This is a genomic window from Robertmurraya siralis, from assembly GCF_005502275.1.
Taxonomy (GTDB): domain Bacteria; phylum Bacillota; class Bacilli; order Bacillales; family Cytobacillaceae; genus Robertmurraya; species Robertmurraya siralis.
Genome location: NZ_SWLZ01000001.1, coordinates 235,278 through 256,746 on the forward strand (window position 1 = coordinate 235,278; position 21,469 = coordinate 256,746).

Annotated in this window: 18 protein-coding genes and 2 pseudogenes; 13 read left to right on the forward strand and 7 right to left on the reverse strand. The window is 37.8% G+C overall.

The genetic code is table 11. The features are described from left to right. Positions 1 to 75: 75 nt before the first annotated feature. The 3 genes from FCJ93_RS01115 to FCJ93_RS01125 all read left to right on the forward strand — a co-directional run bounded on the left by FCJ93_RS01115 (position 76) and on the right by FCJ93_RS01125 (position 1,119). Positions 76 to 621, forward strand: coding sequence for a GbsR/MarR family transcriptional regulator (locus FCJ93_RS01115; RefSeq protein ID WP_095310904.1), 546 nt, complete (start codon positions 76 to 78; stop codon positions 619 to 621). Positions 622 to 851: 230 nt separating this feature from the next. Further along, positions 852 to 956, forward strand: coding sequence for a YjcZ family sporulation protein (locus FCJ93_RS01120; protein WP_019153049.1), 105 nt, complete (start codon positions 852 to 854; stop codon positions 954 to 956). Between the two features lie 31 nt (positions 957 to 987). Further along, positions 988 to 1,119: a YjcZ family sporulation protein gene (locus tag FCJ93_RS01125; RefSeq protein WP_095310902.1), complete on the forward strand. Its 132-nt coding sequence runs from the start codon at positions 988 to 990 to the stop codon at positions 1,117 to 1,119. A 390-nt stretch (positions 1,120 to 1,509) separates the two neighbouring features. Here the strand turns inward: FCJ93_RS01125 and FCJ93_RS01130 are convergent, their stop codons facing one another. Continuing rightward, complete coding sequence (locus FCJ93_RS01130; RefSeq protein WP_137742760.1) at positions 1,510 to 2,517, reverse strand: FUSC family protein; 1,008 nt, start codon at positions 2,515 to 2,517, stop codon at positions 1,510 to 1,512. Between the two features lie 55 nt (positions 2,518 to 2,572). Beyond that, positions 2,573 to 3,439, reverse strand: coding sequence for a metal-dependent hydrolase (locus FCJ93_RS01135; RefSeq protein WP_137742761.1), 867 nt, complete (start codon positions 3,437 to 3,439; stop codon positions 2,573 to 2,575). A gap of 300 nt (positions 3,440 to 3,739) precedes the next feature. Here FCJ93_RS01135 and FCJ93_RS01140 point away from each other — a divergent pair, with 300 nt between their 5' ends. The 7 genes and pseudogenes from FCJ93_RS01140 (at position 3,740) to FCJ93_RS01165 (ending at position 14,632) form a co-directional block, all read left to right on the forward strand. Next, positions 3,740 to 5,320: a peptide chain release factor 3 gene (locus FCJ93_RS01140; RefSeq protein WP_095310896.1), complete on the forward strand. Its 1,581-nt coding sequence runs from the start codon at positions 3,740 to 3,742 to the stop codon at positions 5,318 to 5,320. Between the two features lie 495 nt (positions 5,321 to 5,815). Further along, a pseudogene (locus FCJ93_RS01145) lies at positions 5,816 to 6,363 on the forward strand (transposase); the annotation flags it as partial. 650 nt (positions 6,364 to 7,013) lie between these two features. Beyond that, positions 7,014 to 8,393 carry a Na+/H+ antiporter NhaC gene (gene nhaC, locus FCJ93_RS01150; protein ID WP_095313635.1) on the forward strand — a complete coding sequence of 460 codons (1,380 nt, stop codon included), beginning with the start codon at positions 7,014 to 7,016 and terminating at the stop codon, positions 8,391 to 8,393. 440 nt (positions 8,394 to 8,833) lie between these two features. After that, the gene (locus FCJ93_RS01155) at positions 8,834 to 12,121 is read left to right on the forward strand and encodes an efflux RND transporter permease subunit (RefSeq protein WP_137742762.1); all 3,288 of its coding nucleotides are present in this window, start codon (positions 8,834 to 8,836) and stop codon (positions 12,119 to 12,121) included. A gap of 646 nt (positions 12,122 to 12,767) precedes the next feature. Continuing rightward, positions 12,768 to 13,520 (forward strand): RNA polymerase sigma factor SigI, encoded by a 753-nt coding sequence (gene sigI, locus FCJ93_RS01160; RefSeq protein WP_235879382.1) that lies wholly within the window; start codon positions 12,768 to 12,770, stop codon positions 13,518 to 13,520. Further along, a pseudogene (locus FCJ93_RS25840) lies at positions 13,517 to 13,624 on the forward strand (anti-sigma factor domain-containing protein); the annotation flags it as partial. The gene sigI and the pseudogene FCJ93_RS25840, both read left to right, overlap by 4 nt. A 156-nt stretch (positions 13,625 to 13,780) precedes the next feature. Further along, positions 13,781 to 14,632, forward strand: coding sequence for an anti-sigma-I factor RsgI family protein (locus tag FCJ93_RS01165; RefSeq protein ID WP_235879383.1), 852 nt, complete (start codon positions 13,781 to 13,783; stop codon positions 14,630 to 14,632). A 53-nt stretch (positions 14,633 to 14,685) separates the two neighbouring features. On the opposite strand, the gene FCJ93_RS01170 is transcribed toward FCJ93_RS01165, so the two are convergent. From FCJ93_RS01170 to FCJ93_RS01185, 4 genes are all read right to left on the reverse strand, one after another. Next, positions 14,686 to 14,883, reverse strand: a complete 198-nt coding sequence (locus FCJ93_RS01170; protein ID WP_095313626.1) for an alpha/beta-type small acid-soluble spore protein — start codon at positions 14,881 to 14,883, stop codon at positions 14,686 to 14,688. A 161-nt stretch (positions 14,884 to 15,044) separates the two neighbouring features. Then, positions 15,045 to 16,367: a (Fe-S)-binding protein gene (locus FCJ93_RS01175; RefSeq protein ID WP_137742763.1), complete on the reverse strand. Its 1,323-nt coding sequence runs from the start codon at positions 16,365 to 16,367 to the stop codon at positions 15,045 to 15,047. Further along, positions 16,364 to 17,776 carry a glycolate oxidase subunit GlcD gene (gene glcD / locus FCJ93_RS01180; RefSeq protein WP_137742764.1) on the reverse strand — a complete coding sequence of 471 codons (1,413 nt, stop codon included), beginning with the start codon at positions 17,774 to 17,776 and terminating at the stop codon, positions 16,364 to 16,366. Before glcD ends, FCJ93_RS01175 begins: the two co-directional genes overlap by 4 nt. 190 nt (positions 17,777 to 17,966) lie before the next feature. Next, positions 17,967 to 19,073 carry a CdaR family transcriptional regulator gene (locus FCJ93_RS01185; RefSeq protein WP_137742765.1) on the reverse strand — a complete coding sequence of 369 codons (1,107 nt, stop codon included), beginning with the start codon at positions 19,071 to 19,073 and terminating at the stop codon, positions 17,967 to 17,969. Between the two features lie 222 nt (positions 19,074 to 19,295). Here FCJ93_RS01185 and FCJ93_RS01190 point away from each other — a divergent pair, with 222 nt between their 5' ends. Continuing rightward, the gene (locus FCJ93_RS01190) at positions 19,296 to 20,651 is read left to right on the forward strand and encodes a TrkH family potassium uptake protein (RefSeq protein ID WP_137742766.1); all 1,356 of its coding nucleotides are present in this window, start codon (positions 19,296 to 19,298) and stop codon (positions 20,649 to 20,651) included. Between the two features lie 5 nt (positions 20,652 to 20,656). Here FCJ93_RS01190 and FCJ93_RS01195 read toward each other — a convergent pair whose 3' ends face one another. Continuing rightward, the gene (locus tag FCJ93_RS01195) at positions 20,657 to 20,992 is read right to left on the reverse strand and encodes a DUF3905 domain-containing protein (protein WP_095313615.1); all 336 of its coding nucleotides are present in this window, start codon (positions 20,990 to 20,992) and stop codon (positions 20,657 to 20,659) included. Positions 20,993 to 21,164: 172 nt separating this feature from the next. Between FCJ93_RS01195 and FCJ93_RS24730 the strand changes: the two genes are divergently transcribed. Further along, positions 21,165 to 21,332, forward strand: coding sequence for a hypothetical protein (locus FCJ93_RS24730; RefSeq protein WP_170211180.1), 168 nt, complete (start codon positions 21,165 to 21,167; stop codon positions 21,330 to 21,332). Continuing rightward, complete coding sequence (locus tag FCJ93_RS24735) at positions 21,325 to 21,465, forward strand: hypothetical protein (protein WP_170211181.1); 141 nt, start codon at positions 21,325 to 21,327, stop codon at positions 21,463 to 21,465. The genes FCJ93_RS24730 and FCJ93_RS24735 overlap by 8 nt, the downstream gene beginning before the upstream one ends. Positions 21,466 to 21,469: the final 4 nt, after the last annotated feature.

A 21,469-nucleotide genomic window follows, 5' to 3' on the forward strand; every position in this document is an offset into this window, starting at 1 on the left:
AGATAAGTAAACACTTTAACTTTTAATTTAAACATGATAGTCTATCAGTAACGCAATAAATGGATGTGAAGAAAATTGAGTGGTAATGAACAACTTGAAAGAGCACGAGAGAGAGTAATCGATGCGATCGCTCAAAATATTAATTTGTACGGAGTAACCGAATCTGTCGGCAGACTTTATGGTTCCCTTTACTTTCAGGAAGAACCCATGACGTTGGATGCGATGAAAGATGAGCTTGGAATGAGTAAAACAAGCATGAGTACATCTGTAAGGGGATTAATGGAATTAAAGATGGTGGAAAAGGTTTGGAAGCGAGGAGAACGAAAGGATTTATATCGCGCCGAAATGGATTGGTATCAAACCTTTAGTGACCTTTTTACAATAAAGTGGCGTGCAGGCGTCTCGGCCAACATAAATGCGATTGAAAAGTCGAAAAAAGAATTATTTGAACTTTTAAATTGCGACAACCTCGATGACGAGGTTCGATTAGAGGCAGAAAAGATGTTAGCTAAACTAGACTACGCATTAGAATATTATGATTGGCTTCAGCGTTTAGTTAACAGCTTTGAATCTAAAGAGATTTTTGATTATATTCCTAGGAAAAAAAAGGACACAGACTGAGTTGCAGTCTGTGTTTTTTATGGGAAAAAATTGCGATATGTCGGTATTTTAATTGTGCTGCAGTAGCTCACTCTGCACTTTGGTTCTGGTTTAAGGCAGTTGGTCACTAATATTTCGAGAAAAATGCCCTATTTTTGTGATGTATTTACCTAAAAAATGTGCGTTTGTCTATTCCCATATTTTATCGAAGTGAATAGGATATATTGACTCACAATAAGGAGGTCTAAAATATGTCAGCTGAATACGGGTATGGCGGCGGTTTTGCCCTATTAGTAGTACTGTTTATTTTATTGATTATCATCGGTGCTTCTTGGGGTTACGGCGGATTTTATTAATGAATAAACGAACATTAAAGGAGGAGATTGAATGCCATACGGATGTGGTTACGGTGGCTACGGTTACGGCGGTTTAGGTGCCGGCTATGGTGGTGGCTTCGCTTTAATTGTAGTTTTATTCATCCTATTGATTATTGTTGGAGCAGCGTGCTTTAAGTGGTAAGAGGGAAAAAAGAAGGTGGAGGAAATTCCGCCTTCTTTTTTTCTTCCGTCATTGTCTGCAATTATTGCTTTGATAGACTAATGGGGATATCATCATCCCAAATAGAAAGCCGGATAGGGGAAGGGATTTTATCGATCGAGTCTTTTTAAGTTTACTCTAATTGCAGCAACCCTTTGCAAGGAAGTGTTAATACAGCTTTTTGGCAAAACGTTTTTTGAGAGGTGGATGAGCGTTAATAATTCTACAAGCCAGTAAAGAAAAACTGAATTCGGAGCAATGCTGGCTAGTAAAATCGGTCAATCAGAACTTTTTAAAGGGTGCGTTAATTATTCGTATCCTCAAATGTTACATTAAAAGATGAGTTTTATGAGTAGGAAGCTCTTTTTGTTTTTACTTTTTCGTTAATTCGATTTCGTGAAGTTTTTCCACTAGATCGTTTAAAACAAGAACCTCATATAAAACCGTTGTTTCAGCCGTGAAATGGCAGGACATTATTTTTTCGTTTTTTAAATCCCAAAAATATTGCAAAAGATTGGCGATCAATGCATCATGATCCGGCGATTTGTCATTGCCCCTGTCAGCTAACATTAAAGCAAGGGAATTAACAACAGCTATTATCTCTTTTCCGTTCTTAAGGTTATTATTGCTGTTATTTATTGGAGCATGAATGATATTGCCAAGATGAAAGAGGATTTGTCTTATTACGAGTATTTTTTTATGTTCATAATGAACCTTTTGCATTTCCCTTTCGCTGTGTTTATGATACTTCCATTCCTGCCGTTGGAAATGACAAAATTGTTCCGCTTTTTCCAGATCCTTTAGAACGCGATGAAAGAGATCGAGCGTGCCTTTTTTCTTTTTTCCTTTTGAAACATCAATAAAAACCATTTTGAGCAGTATAGCACTGTTAGCCAACAATTCGGCGGTAGAATCAACGATAAATTTTCCATAGTGCGGCGGTAAAATCAATAAATTAACAACGGTTGAAATCGCTAGTCCGATCGATGTCGTTCCTAATCTAACAAGAAAGTTATCAAAAAATTGAGCGTCAGTAAAAGGGATCATATTGACAGCGGTCAATGTTGCAACAAGTATTCCTGCGTCAAGCTTTAGTTTATGGCAGGTGAAAATTGTCAGCATGGCAGAAAGGGAGTAGGTGATGGCGGAATTCCCGAACCATGCGGTGAAAAACATGGAATAGGCAGCTCCAATTACCGATGCAGGAAAGCGAACAATTCCTTTTTTGATTGAATCAGATGCAGTTGGTTCTATAGTTACAATGGCCGTTATAACAGCAAATATCGCTGGCCATTCCAGTGCTAAGCAGATCAAAGCTGTCAAAAAGACAGAAATCCCTGTTTTTAAGATTCGTCCACCAGAAAATTTTGAGAATAACATTTGGTAGCTCCTTATTTGAGACCACAATGATGTGTTGGATTATCTTCTTCCAGTATTATCTCATTTCCAAGTACTCAAACAAAAAGGACTGGCCATTTCGATAAAAACGCGGATCATAAACGCCGATCCGTTCCTCGTCTTCTACAATGACAACGAATGGAGACCATTCAACGAGTGTTTTTGCTTCTGGTTTTTCAACAAAAAGTTCTTCTAAATCTGCGTCCTCAGAAGATTTTAATGTATAGAGAAGTTCCTTTTCTTTAAAAAGATTATCGTGGAAAAGCATAACCTCGTCTCCTGTTTTCGTAATGACAGTAAAATTCCAAGGAACAAAATCAGCTGATAAGGCAATTTGCTCATAGTCCGCTTGATAATTTTTATAAATAAGGGCCCCTTGTGCTGTCTGAATAACAAGATGGAGTATGATAAACCCCCAAGCAGCTCGAAAGTAAAATGGGGAAAGCTTCTTGTTCTTTCGTGATAGTAAAAATGCGACTGCTAAAATGATCCAGAAAATGAGATCGACAATTGGAATGGTTCCGAAGGTGATTCGGATTGAGGAAAAAGGTTCTAAGTATCCCGTTCCCCATGCATTAAAAAGATCGCTTGTATTATGGATAAATACAGCTAATAAACCAAGGAAAAAAAGTCGTTTATCTTTCACCTTAAATAGTAAAATGGCTAAAAGGTAAAATAAAAGTGCCCAAATGGGCGTTAAGAAAATGGAATGGGTAATGCCCCTATGCCACATTTGATATAGGCCGTCTGTATCCCAAAGTTGCGAAATGACATCAATGTCAGGAATCAAACTTGCTCCAACAGCAGTTGTAAAATAAGCCTTCTTTGTTTTAGAATCAAATGTTGATTTATCAATTGTTCCGTATAATGCTAGTCCAAATAATGTGTGTGTAACCGAATCCATTTGCTCACCTGCTTGATTATGATTTGTACTTATTATATTGGATTAGGACTATGTAAAAAAGCAACTATTTGATATAATATATCGTTGCAGATGAATACGATAAAATGAATGTTTGTTTTAAAATATTGGCTATGTTAAACAATACGGGTAATAACTCGTTTTTGGCTAATTTCGTACAATAGCTAAATGTTGGGATAGTGAGCTTTCATTGAATTTGAGCGAAAGGGAGCCAAATATCAGATTCATACACGATAGCGCAAAAATATTACATGCTGTTTGATGGAAAGGACACAATTACTTATGGCTAAAGATTTTAAAGAAGATGTTTTATCCCGTCGGACCTTTGCGATCATCTCTCACCCGGATGCAGGGAAAACGACGTTAACTGAAAAGCTTTTGTTATTTGGCGGTGCAATTCGTGATGCTGGTACCGTAAAAGGAAAGAAAACAGGGAAGTTTGCAACAAGCGATTGGATGGAGATCGAAAAGCAGCGGGGAATCTCTGTTACTTCCAGTGTGATGCAGTTTGAGTATCAAAATCGTCGCGTCAACATACTTGATACACCAGGACACCAAGACTTTAGCGAAGACACGTATCGTACATTAACGGCTGTTGACAGTGCGGTTATGATTATCGATTCGGCCAAAGGAATTGAGGAACAGACGCTGAAGCTTTTTAAGGTTTGTCGCATGCGCGGAATCCCTATTTTCACTTTTATTAATAAGCTTGATCGTGAAGGAAGAGCACCGCTTGAACTTCTTGCTGAGCTTGAGGAAGTGATGGGGATTGAGTCATACCCGATGAATTGGCCAATCGGTATGGGGAAAGAATTTCTTGGAATTTATGATCGCTTTTACAACCGAATTGAACAATTTCGCGTCGACGAGGAGAATAAATATGTTGCACTGAATGATAAGGGCGAAATTGACGGACCTCATCCGCTCAAGGATTCAGGATTATATGATCAAACTCTTGAAGAAATAATGCTTTTGAATGAAGCTGGGAATGAGTTTTCCCGAGAAAGGATAGAGACAGGGGAACTGACTCCTGTGTTTTTCGGAAGTGCTCTTACAAATTTCGGGGTGCAAACTTTTTTAGAAACTTATCTACAATTTGCACCGTCGCCTCAGGCAAGAAAATCAACAGAAGGTAAAATTGATCCATTAACGGAGGAATTTTCCGGATTTATTTTTAAGATACAAGCCAATATGAATCCTGCACATAGGGATAGAATCGCGTTCCTGAGAATTTGTTCAGGAAAATTTGAACGAGGGATGACGGTTAATATCCCAAGATTAGGAAAACAAACGAAGCTTGCTCAATCTACGCAATTTATGGCTGATGACAGAAGCACAGTTGATGAAGCAGTTAGCGGTGATATTATTGGGCTATACGATTCGGGTACTTATCAAATTGGCGATACGTTAACAGTTGGAAAAAATCAATTTCAGTATGAAAAATTACCGCAGTTTACACCAGAACTATTTGTAAGAGTGACTGCAAAAAACGTTATGAAACAGAAGCACTTTCATAAAGGAATTGAACAGCTTGTGCAGGAAGGTGCAATTCAGTTGTTCCGAAATGTCCGAACGGAAGAGTACTTATTAGGGGCAGTTGGACAGCTTCAATTTGAGGTATTTGAGCACCGTATGAAAAATGAATATAATGTTGAAGTGATTATGGAGCGATTAGGGTCAAAAATTACCCGTTGGGTCGAAAATGACGAGGTCAATGAAAGTTTATCCGCTGCCAGAAGTATTCTAGTCAATGATCGCTATGGAAAAAAAGCTTTCCTATTCGAAAATGACTTTGCTTTAAGGTGGTTCCAAGATAAAAATCCTGAGATTAAATTATATAATCCAATGGATGATTATCAATAACACCGCCTATGCTTCAAGCAAAAATATGTTTTATAGATGGGAAAGAGTGCTTCTTAACCCTGTTCAACTCATCAACAAGGAGAAAAGGGCGAGGTAGCTTAGTTTCTGTCACCATTTTTGCATTTTTTAACGTGACAAAATGACCTCGAGCTAAGTGTTCCCGGCTCATTTTGCAGAACTTCTAAAACGACTCTTCTATAGAGTCGTTTCAGAGTGTAGATAAACTCGAAGATTTTCGAGTTTGTCTACACTCTTTTTTCTTTTAAAATAGAATTAATTAAATAACGTAGGTTAATTTCCACTCCGGGTGGCGCTTTCCGTGGGCGGGGCCGAGCCGCTTCCCTCGCTACGCTCAGTCCAAGGTTCGACTTTCCCGCTTTTCCCGCAGGAGTCGCCACCCTCCGCTCCAATCCACTTTATCTTTTTGAATATAGAATAAAGAAATTTTTAAGGTGACTTACAATGATGAGGAGAAATCAATCAAATGATAGAGCACAATTATCACTTGCAGTAGCTGCTGATGCAGCTTATAAAACCCCAGCGATTGCGAACTTTCTATTAGAGAATCAAATGTTCCCTGTCCTTTCTTACACTCGTCCAAAAACAAAAGATGGTTTCTTCCGAAAGCATGATTATGTGTATGATGAGTATGATGATTGTTATCTCTGCCTGCAAGTGCAGGTCTTCAAGTACACGACGACAAAGAAGGATATCGGCAATATAAATCAAATTCATCCATTTGTGCAGAATGTCCGTTTCTATCCCAGTGTACGGAAAGTAAAAACCATCAAAAACTTATACTGCGTCATATTTGGGAAGCTTACATAGAAGAGGCAGAACATCTACGTCACAACGATGAAATCAAACAGATATACGCGAAACGCAAGGAGACGATTGAACGTGCCTTTGCGGATGCGAAGGAAAAGCATGGTGTGCGATGGACAACCTGACGAGGTCTTAAAAACAAATCTATGCAGGCGATGCTTACGTTTGCTGCCATGAACTTAAAGAAAATGGCCACTTGGACTTGGCAACCTGCTTGAGTGAGTGCCAAACTCGTTGATTGGAGCGGAAGGCGCTTGACTCCTGGGGGAATAGCGTGACAGCCGAGACCCCGCACGAGCATCCGCGAGGAGGAGGCTCGGCGCACGCCCCCCGGAAAGCAAGCGTCTGGAGAGGAAATCAACGTTTTTAGCGCAATTCCAATCCAAAAATGACAAAATCCATCGATAGGGAGCCCTTTCGATGGATTTTGTCGACAGTCTAAAACGACTCTTCTATAGAGTCGTTTTTTTTGGGATCTGGGTAGAGTCTTAAATTTGAAAACGGGATGATAGGACCGGAAGGAGGAAATGAAGAGAGAGTAAAATCCGAATAGAGCCTTGATTGAACCGGTAGGAAGAAGCGCAAAGTTAGTTTAGTCCGAATAAAGCTTCGATTCAAGCTGGAACAAGGAAGAAAAGCAGTACCTTTGTCCACATAGAGCAACAACCCTGCGTAAAATTGTTTAATGAAACAGAAAACCAAGTTCAATTTGCTTATCGCACTGAACGATGATGTAAAAAAATAATTTAATGATCATTGACAAGGATAATGAAAAAACATATATTAAAATAGCAATATATACTTTAGTGCTAAAAAGCGTTTAAGTGCGAAAATGAACTTTCCAGTGAATGAATTTGGAGGATAAAAAATGAATCAGGGAAAGCCGATTATACAATTAAAAACGCTAGAAGCGTTTATTATTATCGCTATAGTTTTAGTTGGAATAAGCGTTTCGATCATTCGCTACAATGCAGATCCCCACATCCCCATTGTTCTCGCAATATTTCTTTTGCTGTTCTTTGGGATTGTGAAAAAGGTACCGCTGAAAGAATTAGAAAATGGTATGATAGAAGGGGCAAAATCAGGTTTAGGCGCAGTTATGCTCTTTTTCTTTATTGGTATGCTTATCAGTAGCTGGATGGTGAGTGGGACGATCCCAACTTTCATCTTTTTAGCTTTAGAATTAGTAAGTGGACATTTTTTCTATAGTTTAGTCTTTATCGTGACAGCGGTTATTGGAATAAGTATCGGAAGCTCCTTAACTACAGCTGCAACACTTGGAGTGGCATTTATTGGTGTAAGCAGTGCGTTGGAGCTATCATTACCGATTACTGCAGGCGCTGTAATATCTGGTGCATTTTTCGGTGATAAAATGTCTCCGTTGTCTGATACTACTAATCTTGCATCAGTGGTTGTAAAGGTAGACTTATTTGAACATATTAAAAATATGCTGTGGACAACCATTCCCGCTTTTGTCATTTCATTGGTTCTATTTACAATTCTATCGCCAAAGGAAATGCCGGTTAGTTTTGAGGAAATAATCAGTCTAAAAGAAACGTTGCAGCACCTTAATCTCGTTCACATTTATTCACTCCTGCCATTTTTCATTCTCGCTTTTTTAGCGATCAAGCGGACGTCAGCAATGATTACCTTATTATCTGGAATTGTTTCTTCTTTGCTTCTCGCTTTCTTAATACAGAAAGATTTGAATTTTAAAGGAATGCTGGAATTGTTGTTTTCAGGTTATACGATTGACAGTGGAGTTGAAGAAATTGATCGATTATTAAGTAGAGGCGGGATTGAAAGCATGTTATTTTCGATTTCGCTAGTGCTTCTCGCATTAGCACTGGGTGGCCTCTTGTTTAAGCTAGGTGTTATCCCGGCTTTATTAAATGGCATGTCCAAGCTGCTTTACAAATTACCGACTCTTTATGCGACAACCGTGACAACTGCTGTCGGAATAAACTTCTTGGTTGGTGAGCAATATTTATCGATTCTTTTAACTGGAAATGCATTTATAAAGCCATTTAGGGAAGCTGGATTACACTTGAAAAATTTATCAAGAGTGCTGGAGGATGCAGGGACGGTTATTAATCCACTCGTTCCATGGGGGGTTTGTGGAATCTTTTTAACAACTGTGCTCGAGGTGCCTACAATAGAATACTTGCCTTTTGCATTCTTTTGCTTGCTATGTCCTGTGATAACACTATTCTACGGATTTACAGGATTAACGATTGTAAGGGAATGATTAGAAAACAGCTGATTTGTGTTCGAGTGGAGCTAACGACACATAATCGGCTGTTTTTTTATGGTTTAGAAATGAACTGTGGATTATACATTAAAAGAGTGTAACCAGTCCCTCACAAAGTGCCAACGTTTACAAACTTCAGATCCCATTACAAACTTGAATTTTTACAGCCTCTGAATAAGCCAAGTGAAGGTGATTAAACTGCAAGTTTTCTTTAGTACAAGAACATTTAGCATTTGGATAGCGAAGAACGCGAAGGAAAACGATTTGATTCATCCTCGCATTATGAAGGGCAATTGCTGTCACAGCGTTATGGAATTCAAAGATTTCTCTTCACTTGCATCCAAAAAATGACTTCTATATAGTAAGATGTAGCTTTCGTCCTTATTATTAGCTTTTTCTTACCATATTTAGTTTTGATTACGAGAGGGGCTTTGTCATTGAAAATTAGTAATTTTTCGATTAAACGTCCAGTTTTTACACTTGTAACAATGCTTCTAGTCATTATTCTTGGAGCAGTATCATTATCGAATATTCCATTAAAGCTGATTCCTGATATTAATCCTCCAATTGGTGTTGTTGTGACTTCCTATGAAGGGGCAAGCCCAGAAGAGGTCATGGAGAAGGTAACGAGACCCCTTGAGCGAACATTAGCAACACTTCCTGGAATAAAGACGATGATGTCTACGTCTCAGGAAGGGAATAATTTAATTTTGCTGGAATTTTCGTGGACTTCTAATATTGATGACGTTCAAAGTGACGTTATCGAAAGATTGGATCGTGCTGTTCTTCCAGAAGATGTTGGAAAACCTCGGTTTATGAAGTTTGATCCGTCACAGCTTCCAGTTATACAGCTTTCACTTAGCTCTGATACAGATCAAGAGAGCTTGCGAGAATTGGCTGACCAGCTTCAACTGGAACTTTCAAAAGTTGAAGGAGTAGCGAGTGTAAACCTTTCTGGTACGACTGTTAAAGAGGTAAGGGTGGAGCTCGATCAGGAAAAATTGAAGGAGCATGGCCTAAGTCAGGCGGATATCGTCGATGTAATCCGCTCTAATGACATCTCAATGCCAGGAGACACGCTTTTAACCGAAGGGAAAGAACTAACAACTAGAATTATCAGCTCTTTAGATTCAGTTGACACGTTAAAGAATCTTACCGTGACGGTGAATCGACAAAATGGTGAAAAGGTTGCTCTATCTCAAGTAAGCAGCGTTGAAATTGTCAATGCAGATGATCGAACAATAACAAGAACGAATGAGAAGCCTTCTGTTTTGTTAAGTGTCATGCAGCAATCGGACGCCAATACGGCGGCTGTTTCGAAAAGTTTTACAGAAGAGTTAGGTAAACTCCTTGAAAGGGAAAGGTTTGAAGGTATTGAATCAGATGTTCTCTTTGACCAAGGTGATTATATTCAACTGGCGATTAATAATATAACGATGACATTGATCATGGGCGGCATATTAGCCATGATTGTGCTGTTTTTCTTTTTGCGAAGTGTGAAAAGCCCGTTAATTATTGGAGTGGCGATTCCTTACTCTGTGATTGTCACATTTGTACTTATGTATTTTTCTCATTTCACCTTAAATATTATGACTTTAGGTGGTCTTGCATTAGGAATCGGAATGCTTGTGGATAACGCAATTGTTGTAATAGAAAATATATACCGCCATTTATCGATGGGCAAGGAGCCGAAAGAGGCAGCAAGAGATGGGGCAAAGGAAGTCGGTCCGGCGATTATCGCTTCTACTTTAACGACGATATCAGTATTTTTACCAGTTATATTTATCACTGGGATTATCGGTGAATTGTTTACAGAATTTGCTTTGACGATATCATTTAGTTTGTTCGCGTCATTAGTTGTTGCGTTAACGGTTGTTCCAATGCTGGCAAGCAGATGGCTAAAAGAGCCAAAATATAATGTAGAAGAAAAAAGGCAGCATTCATCTTCAATGAAATGGTTGGAAAAGTCGATAAAATGGGCATTGCGTCATCGTGCTGTCGTTCTGCTTGTCAGCCTACTCATTTTAGGTGTTGGCGGCTACGGCTTAACAACGGTGGGAACACAGTTTATTCCGAGTACAGACGAAGGGTATTTCACGGTTCGAGTGGAATTAGAAAATGGAGCAGCACTAACTGAAACAGAAAAAGTGATCGGTGCAATTGAAGAAAAATTCGTTGCTCACGATGAGGTTGAGACCTACGTCAGTTTAATTGGAACTACACAAGAAGGAGCTTTCAGAGGAACTAAAAATGCTAATATGGCAGAACTTTATGTAAAAATGAAGGATTTAGAAGAGCGTGAGATTTCGACTTTTGATTTTGTTGATGAGATCAAAAGAGATGTAGAAAGAACGGCACATTCGCTCAATGATACAGCGGAAATTTCCTTTAAGCTTCAATCTTCCACTGGCTCTAGTCCAAATACGCTGACTTTCAGTGTAAGAGATTTAGATGAAGGGCGCTTGAATGAGTCGGTTGAACGTATTTATGATGCTCTTGCAGGATTAGATGATGTAACCGAGCTAACAACAGACAGAATGGAGGAACTTGAAGAAATAAAGCTGACAGTTGACCGGGAAAAAGCTTTTGATGAAGGCTTGCTCCCCGCTCAAATTGCCATGATTGTCAATGATGTGACACGGGGCAGCCAAGCTACGCAAATGGTTGATGAGACAGGGGATATTTATGGTGTCTTTGTTGAATATGATTCAGAAATCACTCAGGATTTAGAGCAACTAGAAGGTCTTTTAATCAAAAAGCCAGATGGTCAATATATTACACTGGATCAGGTTGTCACAATTGAAAGAGGAAAAGGACCGGTTCATATTCAAAGAATCAACCAACAAAATGCTGTCCAGTTTACGGTAAAATATAAAAATACGACGAATCTAGGAGATATGTCCAAAGAGGTTGATCAGAAAATTGCTGATCTTGATTTAGATGGAGAAACAGAAATTGTATACAGCGGTGACAGAGATTTATTAGAATCAACAATGGATGATTTATTTATGGCACTTGCTTTAGCGATTGTATTAATTTACATTGTCATGGCGGCTCAGTTTGAGTCATTAAAATATCCATTAGTTATATTATTTACTGTACCATTAATGGTTATTGGTGTTGCCATCGCTTTGATATTAACAGAAACTCCGATTGGACTAACAGCGATGATCGGCATTATTGTGCTTGCTGGAATTGTTGTTAATAATGCTATCGTGATTGTAGATTATATTAATCAGAAGAAGGAAAAAGGGCTAAAAACCTATGAGGCTATCATCGTCGCTGTAAAAGATCGGGTGAGGCCGATACTGATGACGGCGGTAACAACGATTTTAGGGTTAATTCCATTGGCGATTGGGATTGGAGAAGGTGCAGAAATTATGCAGCCGATGGGAATTGTTGTTATCGGTGGGCTTATTAGCAGTACTTTGCTGACCCTATTTATTATCCCGATTGTTTATAGCTTTTTCGATAAGGAAACAAGAAGATTAAATAAAATGTATGCTACACCTGAAGGTCACTTAATTCCGGCCTATTTGTTAGAAAAAAGAGTTGAAATGGAAGAAGAGATGACAGAAGGGGAAGAACAGTATCCGAGTACAGATTCGGGAAAATACAGTAAAGCGGATATGGCCTCAATGCTGGAAGAACTGTTAAAGCTCGTTCATGAGAGTGGCAAAGATGAACAAAAGGATGAAAAAAATGACCAAAAGGAAGGGCGTTAATAGAGCTGATATTATGAATTCAAGGCGATTGAAAGTGCTATACCATCCTTAGAAAATTTGAACTGTCTCTAAAAGATCAAACCTAATTTAAGCAAATTCTTAGATCTGAGTCCAGAATACTGGGCTCAGATCTTTTCATTATTCAAAGAGGAGTTAATATCTATTCCAATACTCGAGAAGGAGCAATCAGTCACTGTCTTTAGGGCTAGAATGAAAGTGCAAAGGGGAGTTCTTGCTCCCTCCTGGCGACGATTAAAAAAGATCAGAAAGGGTCTTCTTTTTTACAGAAAGGCTTTTTTTGCTAAGTGATATTTTTCTAAAATATGTAGTTCACTGGGGGTTAAACCAAGGCTTCCCACGCCTTTTAAGTGATGCTGAAAAGACATGAACAAAATGGCAACACCGACATATACAATACCTGCAGAAAATTAACCCCCATAAATATGAATAGACTCTCCGTATCTTTATATTAACAGTGGCCACTCAAATTTTAGAGGGGGAAAAACGATAATTAATAGTATTAATTTTTGATAAAAAGCCAACAATGATAAATCTCTTACCCAAAAATCACAGAATAAATTTCCAAATTCTTACCCTTAAAAAATAGATCGTCATAGCGTAATATATTATATGTGATCAAAGAGGGGTGAGACTGTTGTTTGGCTTAATATTCATGGCAAAAAAGAAAAAGCAATCACTAGAAGAAATTGTACAATCCATTCAGCAGGGTGATCATAGTTTAGAAAATGAATTGATCGAAACATATAAACCCTTTGTTGCAAAATCAGTATCATCTATTTGTAAGCGGTATATTACAGAAACGGATGATGAATTTAGTATTGGATTAATAGCATTTAATGAAGCTATCCAAAAATATGACCCTTCCAAAGGAAGATCTCTTTTGAGCTTTGCTGATATATTAATTAAGCGAAAAGTGATTGATTATATTCGTTCGCAGGCAAAATATAAAAATATAAGTCTTGAAATAAATGATGAATTCGAAGAAGACAGTCAGCATTCATCGATAGAGGCTCAACTATCTATTGATGAATTTCATAGAAAAATGGAAGCAGAATATCGAAAAAGTGAAATTATTCAGTTTGCCGGCATCTTACAACAATACGATCTCTCTTTTGATGAACTTGTAAAAAATTCGCCAAAGCATGCTGATGCTAGAAAAAATGCCATGAAAGTGGCGCAAACGCTAGTAGAACAAGCAGAACTTAAACAATATTTGCTTGAAAAAAAGAAACTGCCGATTAAGCAACTTGAAGAAACCGTTAAGGTAAGCAGAAAAACAATTGAAAGAAACCGTAAATACATTATAGCGATTTCCTTAATATTGCTCGGGGATTACTTATATTTAAGAGATTATATAAAAGGGGTGTTGGAAACGTGAAAACGGGTATTATTATGGATAAAGATGGACGTTTTTTAACATTGCTAACCCCTGATGGTGAATTTTTAAAAGTTTCAAGCGATGGAGTGCATCATGACATAGGTGACGAAATCCCGATCCCTGTTCTTGAGGAAGAAAAAAGCTCACCTTTTGCTTTTTGGCAAAGGTTAAAAAGAAAATCCGTTGTAGCATTGGCAATCGCTTGTTTATTTTTGCTCTTTGCCTTTTTTCCGTTAAATCAAAATCAAGTATATGCATATATGAGCATTGATGTGAATCCGAGCATAGAGCTTGGCTTTAATAAAAATTTAAAGGTAATTGAACTGATTCCTTATAATGAAGAGGGCAAGAAGATCATCGAAGAATTGGGAGACTGGAAGCTTAAAGGCATTCATGAGGTGGCAGACAGTATTTTAAATACAATTAAAAGCAAGGGCTATTTAAAAAAAGAGCAGGAGATTGTCATTAGTACAGTTCATATTGCTGAATCTAAACAAGAGGCTGATCAAGAAATTGAAAAGACCATTAGTGATTTAGAAAAAACAATTTCAGAAGAACATGCAAAAGTCACTTCTTATGAGGCTACTGTTAAAGAACGGGATCAGGCGATTGAAAATGGAGTTACGCCGGGGAAATTAATTTCAGAACAGAAAAAAACGACGACTAAAGAGATGAATCAAAGAAAAAAACCGAAAAAAGAATTTAAAAAAGAGCTAAAAGGAAATCGATCAAACTCAAAAACTCCGACTAGAAATGGAGAGGAAATTAAAAAAACTAAAGAGCAAAAAGTGATAAATAAAGAAACAAAAAAACAAAATGAGAATGGATATAAGCAAGTTAAGGAAAAACAAAAGGAAAAAGGTAATTCTGCTCATAAAAGACAGTACAAAGAAAATGGCAAGAGTGAAAAGAGCAAGTTGCATAAAAATAATCAACAGCATCAACAGATGAAGAACAGCAAAAGCCAGCACAAAAATAATAAAAAGCATAATAATCAAAATAAGAATAAAAAGAACAATAATCAAAATAACCACCAAAATAAGAATAAAAAGCATAATAATCAGAAAAACAATAACCAAAAACAATTTATCAATGATAGGCACTACCGTTGAATTAAAAATGAGTCCGACAAAATTTGTCGGACTTATTTCCATTTTATAAGTACTTACTTTTGTTGACCAGAAAGTTGAGACTGCGCTTGCTTTACAAGTCTTTTTGTAATTTCTCCTCCAACAGATCCGTTGGCTCTTGATACGGTGTCAGAGCCAAGATTAACGCCAAATTCTTGCGCGATTTCATACTTAACCTGGTCCAAATATTGTTCAATTCCAGGAACTAATAATTTGTTGCTGCTTCTTGCCATTTTTCTCAACTCCTTTATTTTTTAAAACAAGGGATAAAAACTCCTTGTAAAAATAGTATTCGAAATGGAATCAAATCCATGAGTGGTAAATTTGTCAAAAATCCTAAACGAGACAAAAAAGGAACTGAAGATTTTCAGTTCCTTTTGGATAATATCTGTGATTATTTTACAGCCTCCATTAATAAATCAACAATATGGACAGCACGCATTTTCTCATTTAAGCCTTCCCTTTCAATACCAAGCTTCATTTGTAGCAGACAACCTGGATTTGCCGTTACGACGGTGGACGCATGTGTTGCCTTTGTCTGCTCCATTTTGTAATCAAGAATTTGCATCGACATTTCGGATTCAACAATATTATAAATTCCGGCGGAACCGCAGCAACGATCAGCATCCTTCATCTCTTTAAACTCAATGCCCTCGATCGCTTGTAAAAGTGCTCTCGGTGCTGCTGCTGTTTTCATTACATTGCGTAAGTGACAGGAATCCTGATAGGTCACAATTTGAAAAGGGAGCTCTAATTTAACTTTCTCATGGAAGCGTACTTCAAAAAGAATTTCCGTAATATCTTTGATTTTATTTTTAAAAGCTAATGCGCGCTCTTTCCATGCTGGATCGTCTTTTAAAAGATGATCATAATCAACTAAAAATGCTCCACAGCCACCTGCGTTTGTAATAATATAATCAACATCCAAATCTTCAAATGCTTGAATGTTCTTTTTGGCAAGTTCCTTCGAACCATTCTTTTCACCACTGTGTCCATGCAAAGCACCGCAGCAATTTTGACTCTCCGGGATGATGATTTCACAGCCAGCTAGCTGCAATAGCTTCATTGTTGCATTATTGGTTTCAAGAAACATCGTGTCCATTAAACAGCCCGTAAAAAAGGCAACTTTTTTCGTCTCAGGTGCCTCGGCAGGTAAAAAACGTGGACGGTTTTTCATTTCTTTCATCGTAGGCACTTTCGGTAGGACACGTTCCATGGTTGCTAGGCTTTCAGGAAAAAGCTTCATAATTCCAGTGGCTCTAGCAACCTTTTGTAGTCCTGAACGCTGATAAAATCCTAGCAAACCGGTAAAATTTCTCATGCGATTTTGATGTGGAAATAGTCCTTCAAAAACCGCTTTTCTGACTGTTCTTACAGGTAAGGAGTGCTTTTTATTTTGATTGATAATATCGCGGGCTTCCTCCAGCAAATGACCGTAGTTTACTCCAGATGGACAAACTGGTTCACAAGCTCGGCAGCCAAGACATTGATTTAGAGAGGTCTCAAAATCCTCATCTGGTTCAATTAAACCATCAACAACCGCTTTCATTAAGGCAATTCTTCCCCTTGGTGAATGGGATTCTTTAAAGCCTGAAGTAATATAGGTGGGGCAACTAGGTAAACAGAAACCACAGCGCATACAATTTAATAATTCATCTTCATCCATGCGCTCCTTAAAGCGATCTTGGATTACTTGTTGTTCTTGCAAAGTTGTCATTGTCCAATCACCACACGTTTTCTGCTATCCTTGGCAAATATTTTTCCAGGATTCATAATATTGTTTGGATCAAGAGCTGTTTTTATCGCCTTCATTGCTGCAATACCTTCTTGACCAAGTTTTAATTCTAAATAAGGAGCTTTCATAATGCCGACGCCGTGCTCTCCTGTAATGGTTCCTCCAAGTTCGATTGCTTTTTCGAATATTTCTTCAAATGCCTTTTCCACTCTTTCCATTTCTTCCTTGTTACGAGCATCAGTTGGAACAGTAGGGTGGAGATTCCCATCTCCTGCGTGTCCGAACGTACAAATATTCAATTGATATTTCTCGGCAATTTCATTAATCGCCTTAACCATGTTCGCAACTTGTGAACGAGGAACAGTCGCATCCTCGAGAATAGTCGTTGGCTTTAAGCGGGCTAATGCAGAAAGAGCAGCTCTGCGAGCGGTTGTTAACGCTTCTGCTTCAGCTTTTGTTTTCGCGATTTGCACCGATACGGCATTCTCTTCAGTACAAAGATCAGCAATCTTTTTAATGTCTCTTTCGACAACCTCAGGAGCTCCGTCCTGTTCGATTAATAAGACGGCTTTTGCGTCCGTAGGAAGTCCAATTTTTGCATAATCCTCTACGACTTTCAGTGTCGCTTGATCTAAAAATTCAAGAGTGGCTGGAATGATTTTATTCGCTATGATTTTCGAAACGGTTGTAGCTGCTGCTTCAAGGTCTTCATATAAGGCAAGCATTGTTTTTTTTGTCTCTGGAATCGGGACAAGCTTTAAAGTTGCTTCCGTAACGATTCCCAGAGTGCCTTCTGAACCAACATACAATCTGGTGAAATCGTATCCCGCTACATCTTTGGCAAGTTTTCCACCAGTTCTGATAATGCTCCCGTTAGCAAGTACAATTTCAAGTGCAATGACATAATCGCGAGTGACTCCATATTTTAATCCGCGTAGTCCGCCTGAGTTTTCATTTATATTGCCTCCAATTGTTGATGTTTTCATCGAACCAGGATCAGGAGGGAAGAACAGGCCTTTTGCTTCCACTGCATTGATTAAATCAAGGGTGATAACACCGGGCTGAACTGTTGCAGTTAAATTTTCTTCATCGATTTCTAAAATTTCGTTCATGTGTTTAAAAAGAAACACCAATCCACCTTCAGTAGGACATGTACCGCCGCATAAATTTGAACCTGCACCTCGTGGTACAACAGGAATATGATGTTCATTACAAACTTTCACAAGCTCAGCAACTTCCTCAGTATTTCTAGGACTTACTACCCCATCGGGGAGGGCCTGAAAATTTGGTGTTGCATCATAAGAATAAGTCAGTCTTCCTACTTTGCTATCATCAAAGTTTTCGGTACCTACAATAGAGATGATCCTTTCCTTTATTTGTTCGTTAATCATAAATGCATTTCCCCCGTCATTTTATTTGCCTTTAAAACGCTTACAGTATAGTCGTAATATTACTTACTCACTATAAGTATAAAAAATAAAGGGGAAATCTTCTATGTATATTTATATAAAAAATATTGATATTATATCCTTATTTTTGTCTATATATCTATATGATCGTTTTGCCCAGTTTTTAGCATTGTCATGATTGGTTTTCTAAAAATTGAAGTGCTAAATAAAGGACAAATAGATCATCGATATTGCGAGGATTCAATTTCGTTAGATCCGTGATTTTTTTAAGGCGGTAATGGAGTGTATTAATGTGAATATGTAAAGCCTCAGCCGTATTTTTTAAGGAGAAATGGTGCTCAATTAGTTTTTTTAAAGTAAGTATTAGCTCCTCTTCAGTCAGTAGCGCTTTTATCGTTCTCTTAACGAAATCATCTCTCGTTTGCTGACTGATTTCATCGAGAATCATATCTAAAGCGAGATCTTCATCAAAAACAACTTCACGCTTTGTTTTACACGCATTTAAAGCTCTAATTGCTTGTTGATAGGAATTTTGAATATGCAGTGGTGAAACGGCTAATCCGACCCCGACAGAAACATCTGTGTGCAAACAATCTACTAAAAATTGATGAAAACGCTTCGCTTTTTCTCGACTGTAATCTTGCTTTTGTTTTTGTGGGGTAAGCAGGTAAATGATGCGATTATTTCCCCATCTTGAAATGATTTCAAAATGCCCCTTTTCCTGCCAAGATAAAATCGATAACCAGACATCACGGTGGAGAAATGAAGGATCCTGCGTAACTTCTGCAATCATTACTTGGCGATTGATGTTCATGTCGATATCAAGAAGATGAGCTCTATCCAGGAAATTTTCGTTCCATTCTTTTAAATATAGCCAATCAAGAAGAAACGCCTCCATTGAACGGGATTGCCAATCAAACTGTTCTGTATAATAGCTTTCACTAATAAGAAGCTCGGTCATTTTGCGGATGATTTCACCAAAAGGAGATATGGCTTCAGGTGTGCCGGTAATACCGATAACGCCAACTACGTTGCCTTGAAAAAAAATGGGTAAATTAATCCCGGCTTTCACTCCTTTTAAGATCGCTTGATCGGCCTCTGAAATAATAAGTTTTTCCTTTCTTTGCGAGGCAATTAACGCCCCTTCATGAAATGAATTTACTCTTTTTGGATCAGTGCTTGCGATAATCATTCCGGTTGTGTCGACGACAATAATGTCCTCGTCTAATAATCTTCGCACCTCTGAAACGATCTTATCTGCTAGTTCTTTATAGAGCATTATTTTCGCCTCCTTTTCATTAAGTATAATCGATTTCGTTTATGAGGGGAGAATATTTAACAAGTGTGGAGTGGAAGCTGCCTTGAATTTACCAAACAAAATTTTCGTAAAAGCTTTAAATATAGAACAAATTTCTTTATGATAGGGGAATAGATCATGAGATAATGAAACTAGTCGAATTCAAAAGTGAAATGGACTAAATTAGGCAAAGAGGAACATAAAATGTGGACAAATGTTAAAAGCTTTCTTAAAAAACGAACACCAGCACAAGTAATTGTCGGTTATTATGCGTTGGCGATCACAGTCTCAGTTTTCTTGCTGCGGATTCCAGCAGTGCATAAGAATGGAGTAGAAATTCCTTTCATTGATTCCGTATTCACTGCGGTGAGCGCTGTCAGTGTAACAGGTTTAACGGTCATTAATATTTCCGAGACATATAGTGTGTTTGGAATTTTCGTATTAATGGCGATCCTCCAATTTGGTGGTATAGGGGTCATGACGTTAGGAACTTTTTTTTGGCTCTTGCTTGGACGTAAGATTGGCTTAAAAGAACGCCGTTTGATTATGGTCGACCAAAATCAAACGAGTCTAGCCGGGCTTGTTAATTTGATTAAAGATATTTTAAAAATCATCCTTTTGATTGAATTAATTGGAACACTTATTTTAGGGATATATTTCCTGAATTATTATTCAAACTGGCAGGATGCTTTTTTTCATGGTCTTTTTGCATCGATCAGTGCGACCACAAATGGTGGATTTGATATCACTGGTCAATCGCTTGAACCATACGCAAATGATTATTTTGTCCAGTTGATTAATATTATTTTAATCACCCTTGGTGCGATTGGTTTTCCAGTTCTAATTGAAGTGAAACAGTTTTTAATAAAAAAGGAAAGTCAACAGGCATTTCGATTTTCCCTATTTACAAAATTGACTTCAATAACATTCCTTGCTCTTCTTGTATTTGGAACAGTGGTGATTTTACTGTTAGAGTGGCGTCATGCCTTTGCAAATGAAACATGGCATAAATCATTTTTCTATGCCCTGTTTCAATCTGCTTCAACAAGAAGTGGCGGGCTGGCGACGATTGATGTTAGCAATTTCTCACAAGCAACCTTAATCGTTATGAGTGGTTTGATGTTTATCGGGGCTTCACCAAGCTCGGTTGGAGGAGGCATTAGAACGACAACTTTTGCTTTAAATATTCTTTATTTATGGCATTTTGCTAAGGGAAATCGCCATATTAAAATTTTTCGCAGAGAGTTGCATGAAGATGACATCCGCAAGTCATTAGCCGTAACGATGCTTGCTTTTGCCCTATGTACGACTTCCCTTGTTGCTTTATCCATATCAGAAGATCATTCCTTGATGGAGCTTATGTTTGAAATATGTTCGGCATTTGGTACAACCGGTTTTTCGATGGGAATCACATCGGAGTTATCCTCATTTGGAAAAATTGTTATTATGATCTTAATGTTTATCGGTCGAATTGGACTTCTTTCTTTCCTTTTTATGATCGGTGGGAAGGAAGAAAAAACAAACTATCATTATCCAAAAGAAAGAGTTATTATTGGGTAAAAAACCTAATCTTTTCCGTGATTGACATCTTTTGTAGGATGCATAAATGGAAAAGCATTAGGTTTTTTTTTGCTTTCAATTAACTCTCTGTTTTCTCGAGTATTCCAACCAATATCATTTGTCGGATGAACCCACTCTTCACCAGACATGATTGCCGGATCGATTTCATCGCTCCACTGCTCAAGTGGGGAATTGGCAGATGAATATTGACTATCACCGATGACCACACCAAAATCATTTACAAATGGTCGCTTCATTTTCATATTTGTATCTTTAAAATCGGGTGAATCAATTTGATGAGGCATTGTTTCATCAACCGTAATTTTTTTTAGCTTCTTCATTGTTATCACTCCTTTTTTAGGTACAAATTTAATTTTTCCAAAGGACAGTTCGATTATCGATGAAATAAAAGGGAGTGTATTGTGAAAATCTTTGTAAATAATATTGTATAAGGAACGTATTAATGACAGCGTTTCCTAACAATGAGCGGAGATTTCATGAGGAGGATGCAAAATGGCAAAAAGAAAAGCAGAGTTTGATGCTGTAGCAAAACATAGTAGAACACCAAAGAAAAATATAGAAGAAGCAGAGTTTTCTGCTGAATTTGCTCATGGTGAAAATGAAATGAAGGGTTTTAATCGTAATGCTAAGAAAGGGCGAAAGGGGAAAAAAAATGAGTAAGAAAAAAGAAGAGGCTGCAAGCCGTGTTGAATTTGGAAATGAATTTGGCGATTTGAATGCCGCCAAACATCATGAGATCCCGTTTGCCAGTAAAGAAAAGAAGGATGTTTCAAGTAAAAAGAAAAAATGTTAAAAAC

What these genes read in the sequence shown, in the direction of transcription:
- FCJ93_RS01130 (WP_137742760.1), bottom strand. Translation starts at nt 2,517, where the DNA reads ATGTTATTCTCAAAATTTTCTGGTGGACGAATCTTAAAAACAGGGATT.
- nhaC (WP_095313635.1), top strand. Translation starts at nt 7,014, where the DNA reads ATGAATCAGGGAAAGCCGATTATACAATTAAAAACGCTAGAAGCGTTT.
- FCJ93_RS01135 (WP_137742761.1), bottom strand. Translation starts at nt 3,439, where the DNA reads ATGGATTCGGTTACACACACATTATTTGGACTAGCATTATACGGAACA.
- FCJ93_RS01185 (WP_137742765.1), bottom strand. Translation starts at nt 19,073, where the DNA reads ATGCTCTATAAAGAACTAGCAGATAAGATCGTTTCAGAGGTGCGAAGA.
- glcD (WP_137742764.1), bottom strand. Translation starts at nt 17,776, where the DNA reads ATGATTAACGAACAAATAAAGGAAAGGATCATCTCTATTGTAGGTACC.
- FCJ93_RS01170 (WP_095313626.1), bottom strand. Translation starts at nt 14,883, where the DNA reads ATGGCAAGAAGCAGCAACAAATTATTAGTTCCTGGAATTGAACAATAT.
- FCJ93_RS24730 (WP_170211180.1), top strand. Translation starts at nt 21,165, where the DNA reads ATGGCAAAAAGAAAAGCAGAGTTTGATGCTGTAGCAAAACATAGTAGA.
- FCJ93_RS01195 (WP_095313615.1), bottom strand. Translation starts at nt 20,992, where the DNA reads ATGAAGAAGCTAAAAAAAATTACGGTTGATGAAACAATGCCTCATCAA.
- FCJ93_RS01190 (WP_137742766.1), top strand. Translation starts at nt 19,296, where the DNA reads ATGTGGACAAATGTTAAAAGCTTTCTTAAAAAACGAACACCAGCACAA.
- FCJ93_RS01165 (WP_235879383.1), top strand. Translation starts at nt 13,781, where the DNA reads ATGAGCATTGATGTGAATCCGAGCATAGAGCTTGGCTTTAATAAAAAT.
- FCJ93_RS01120 (WP_019153049.1), top strand. Translation starts at nt 852, where the DNA reads ATGTCAGCTGAATACGGGTATGGCGGCGGTTTTGCCCTATTAGTAGTA.
- FCJ93_RS01175 (WP_137742763.1), bottom strand. Translation starts at nt 16,367, where the DNA reads ATGACAACTTTGCAAGAACAACAAGTAATCCAAGATCGCTTTAAGGAG.
- FCJ93_RS24735 (WP_170211181.1), top strand. Translation starts at nt 21,325, where the DNA reads ATGAGTAAGAAAAAAGAAGAGGCTGCAAGCCGTGTTGAATTTGGAAAT.
- FCJ93_RS01125 (WP_095310902.1), top strand. Translation starts at nt 988, where the DNA reads ATGCCATACGGATGTGGTTACGGTGGCTACGGTTACGGCGGTTTAGGT.
- FCJ93_RS01140 (WP_095310896.1), top strand. Translation starts at nt 3,740, where the DNA reads ATGGCTAAAGATTTTAAAGAAGATGTTTTATCCCGTCGGACCTTTGCG.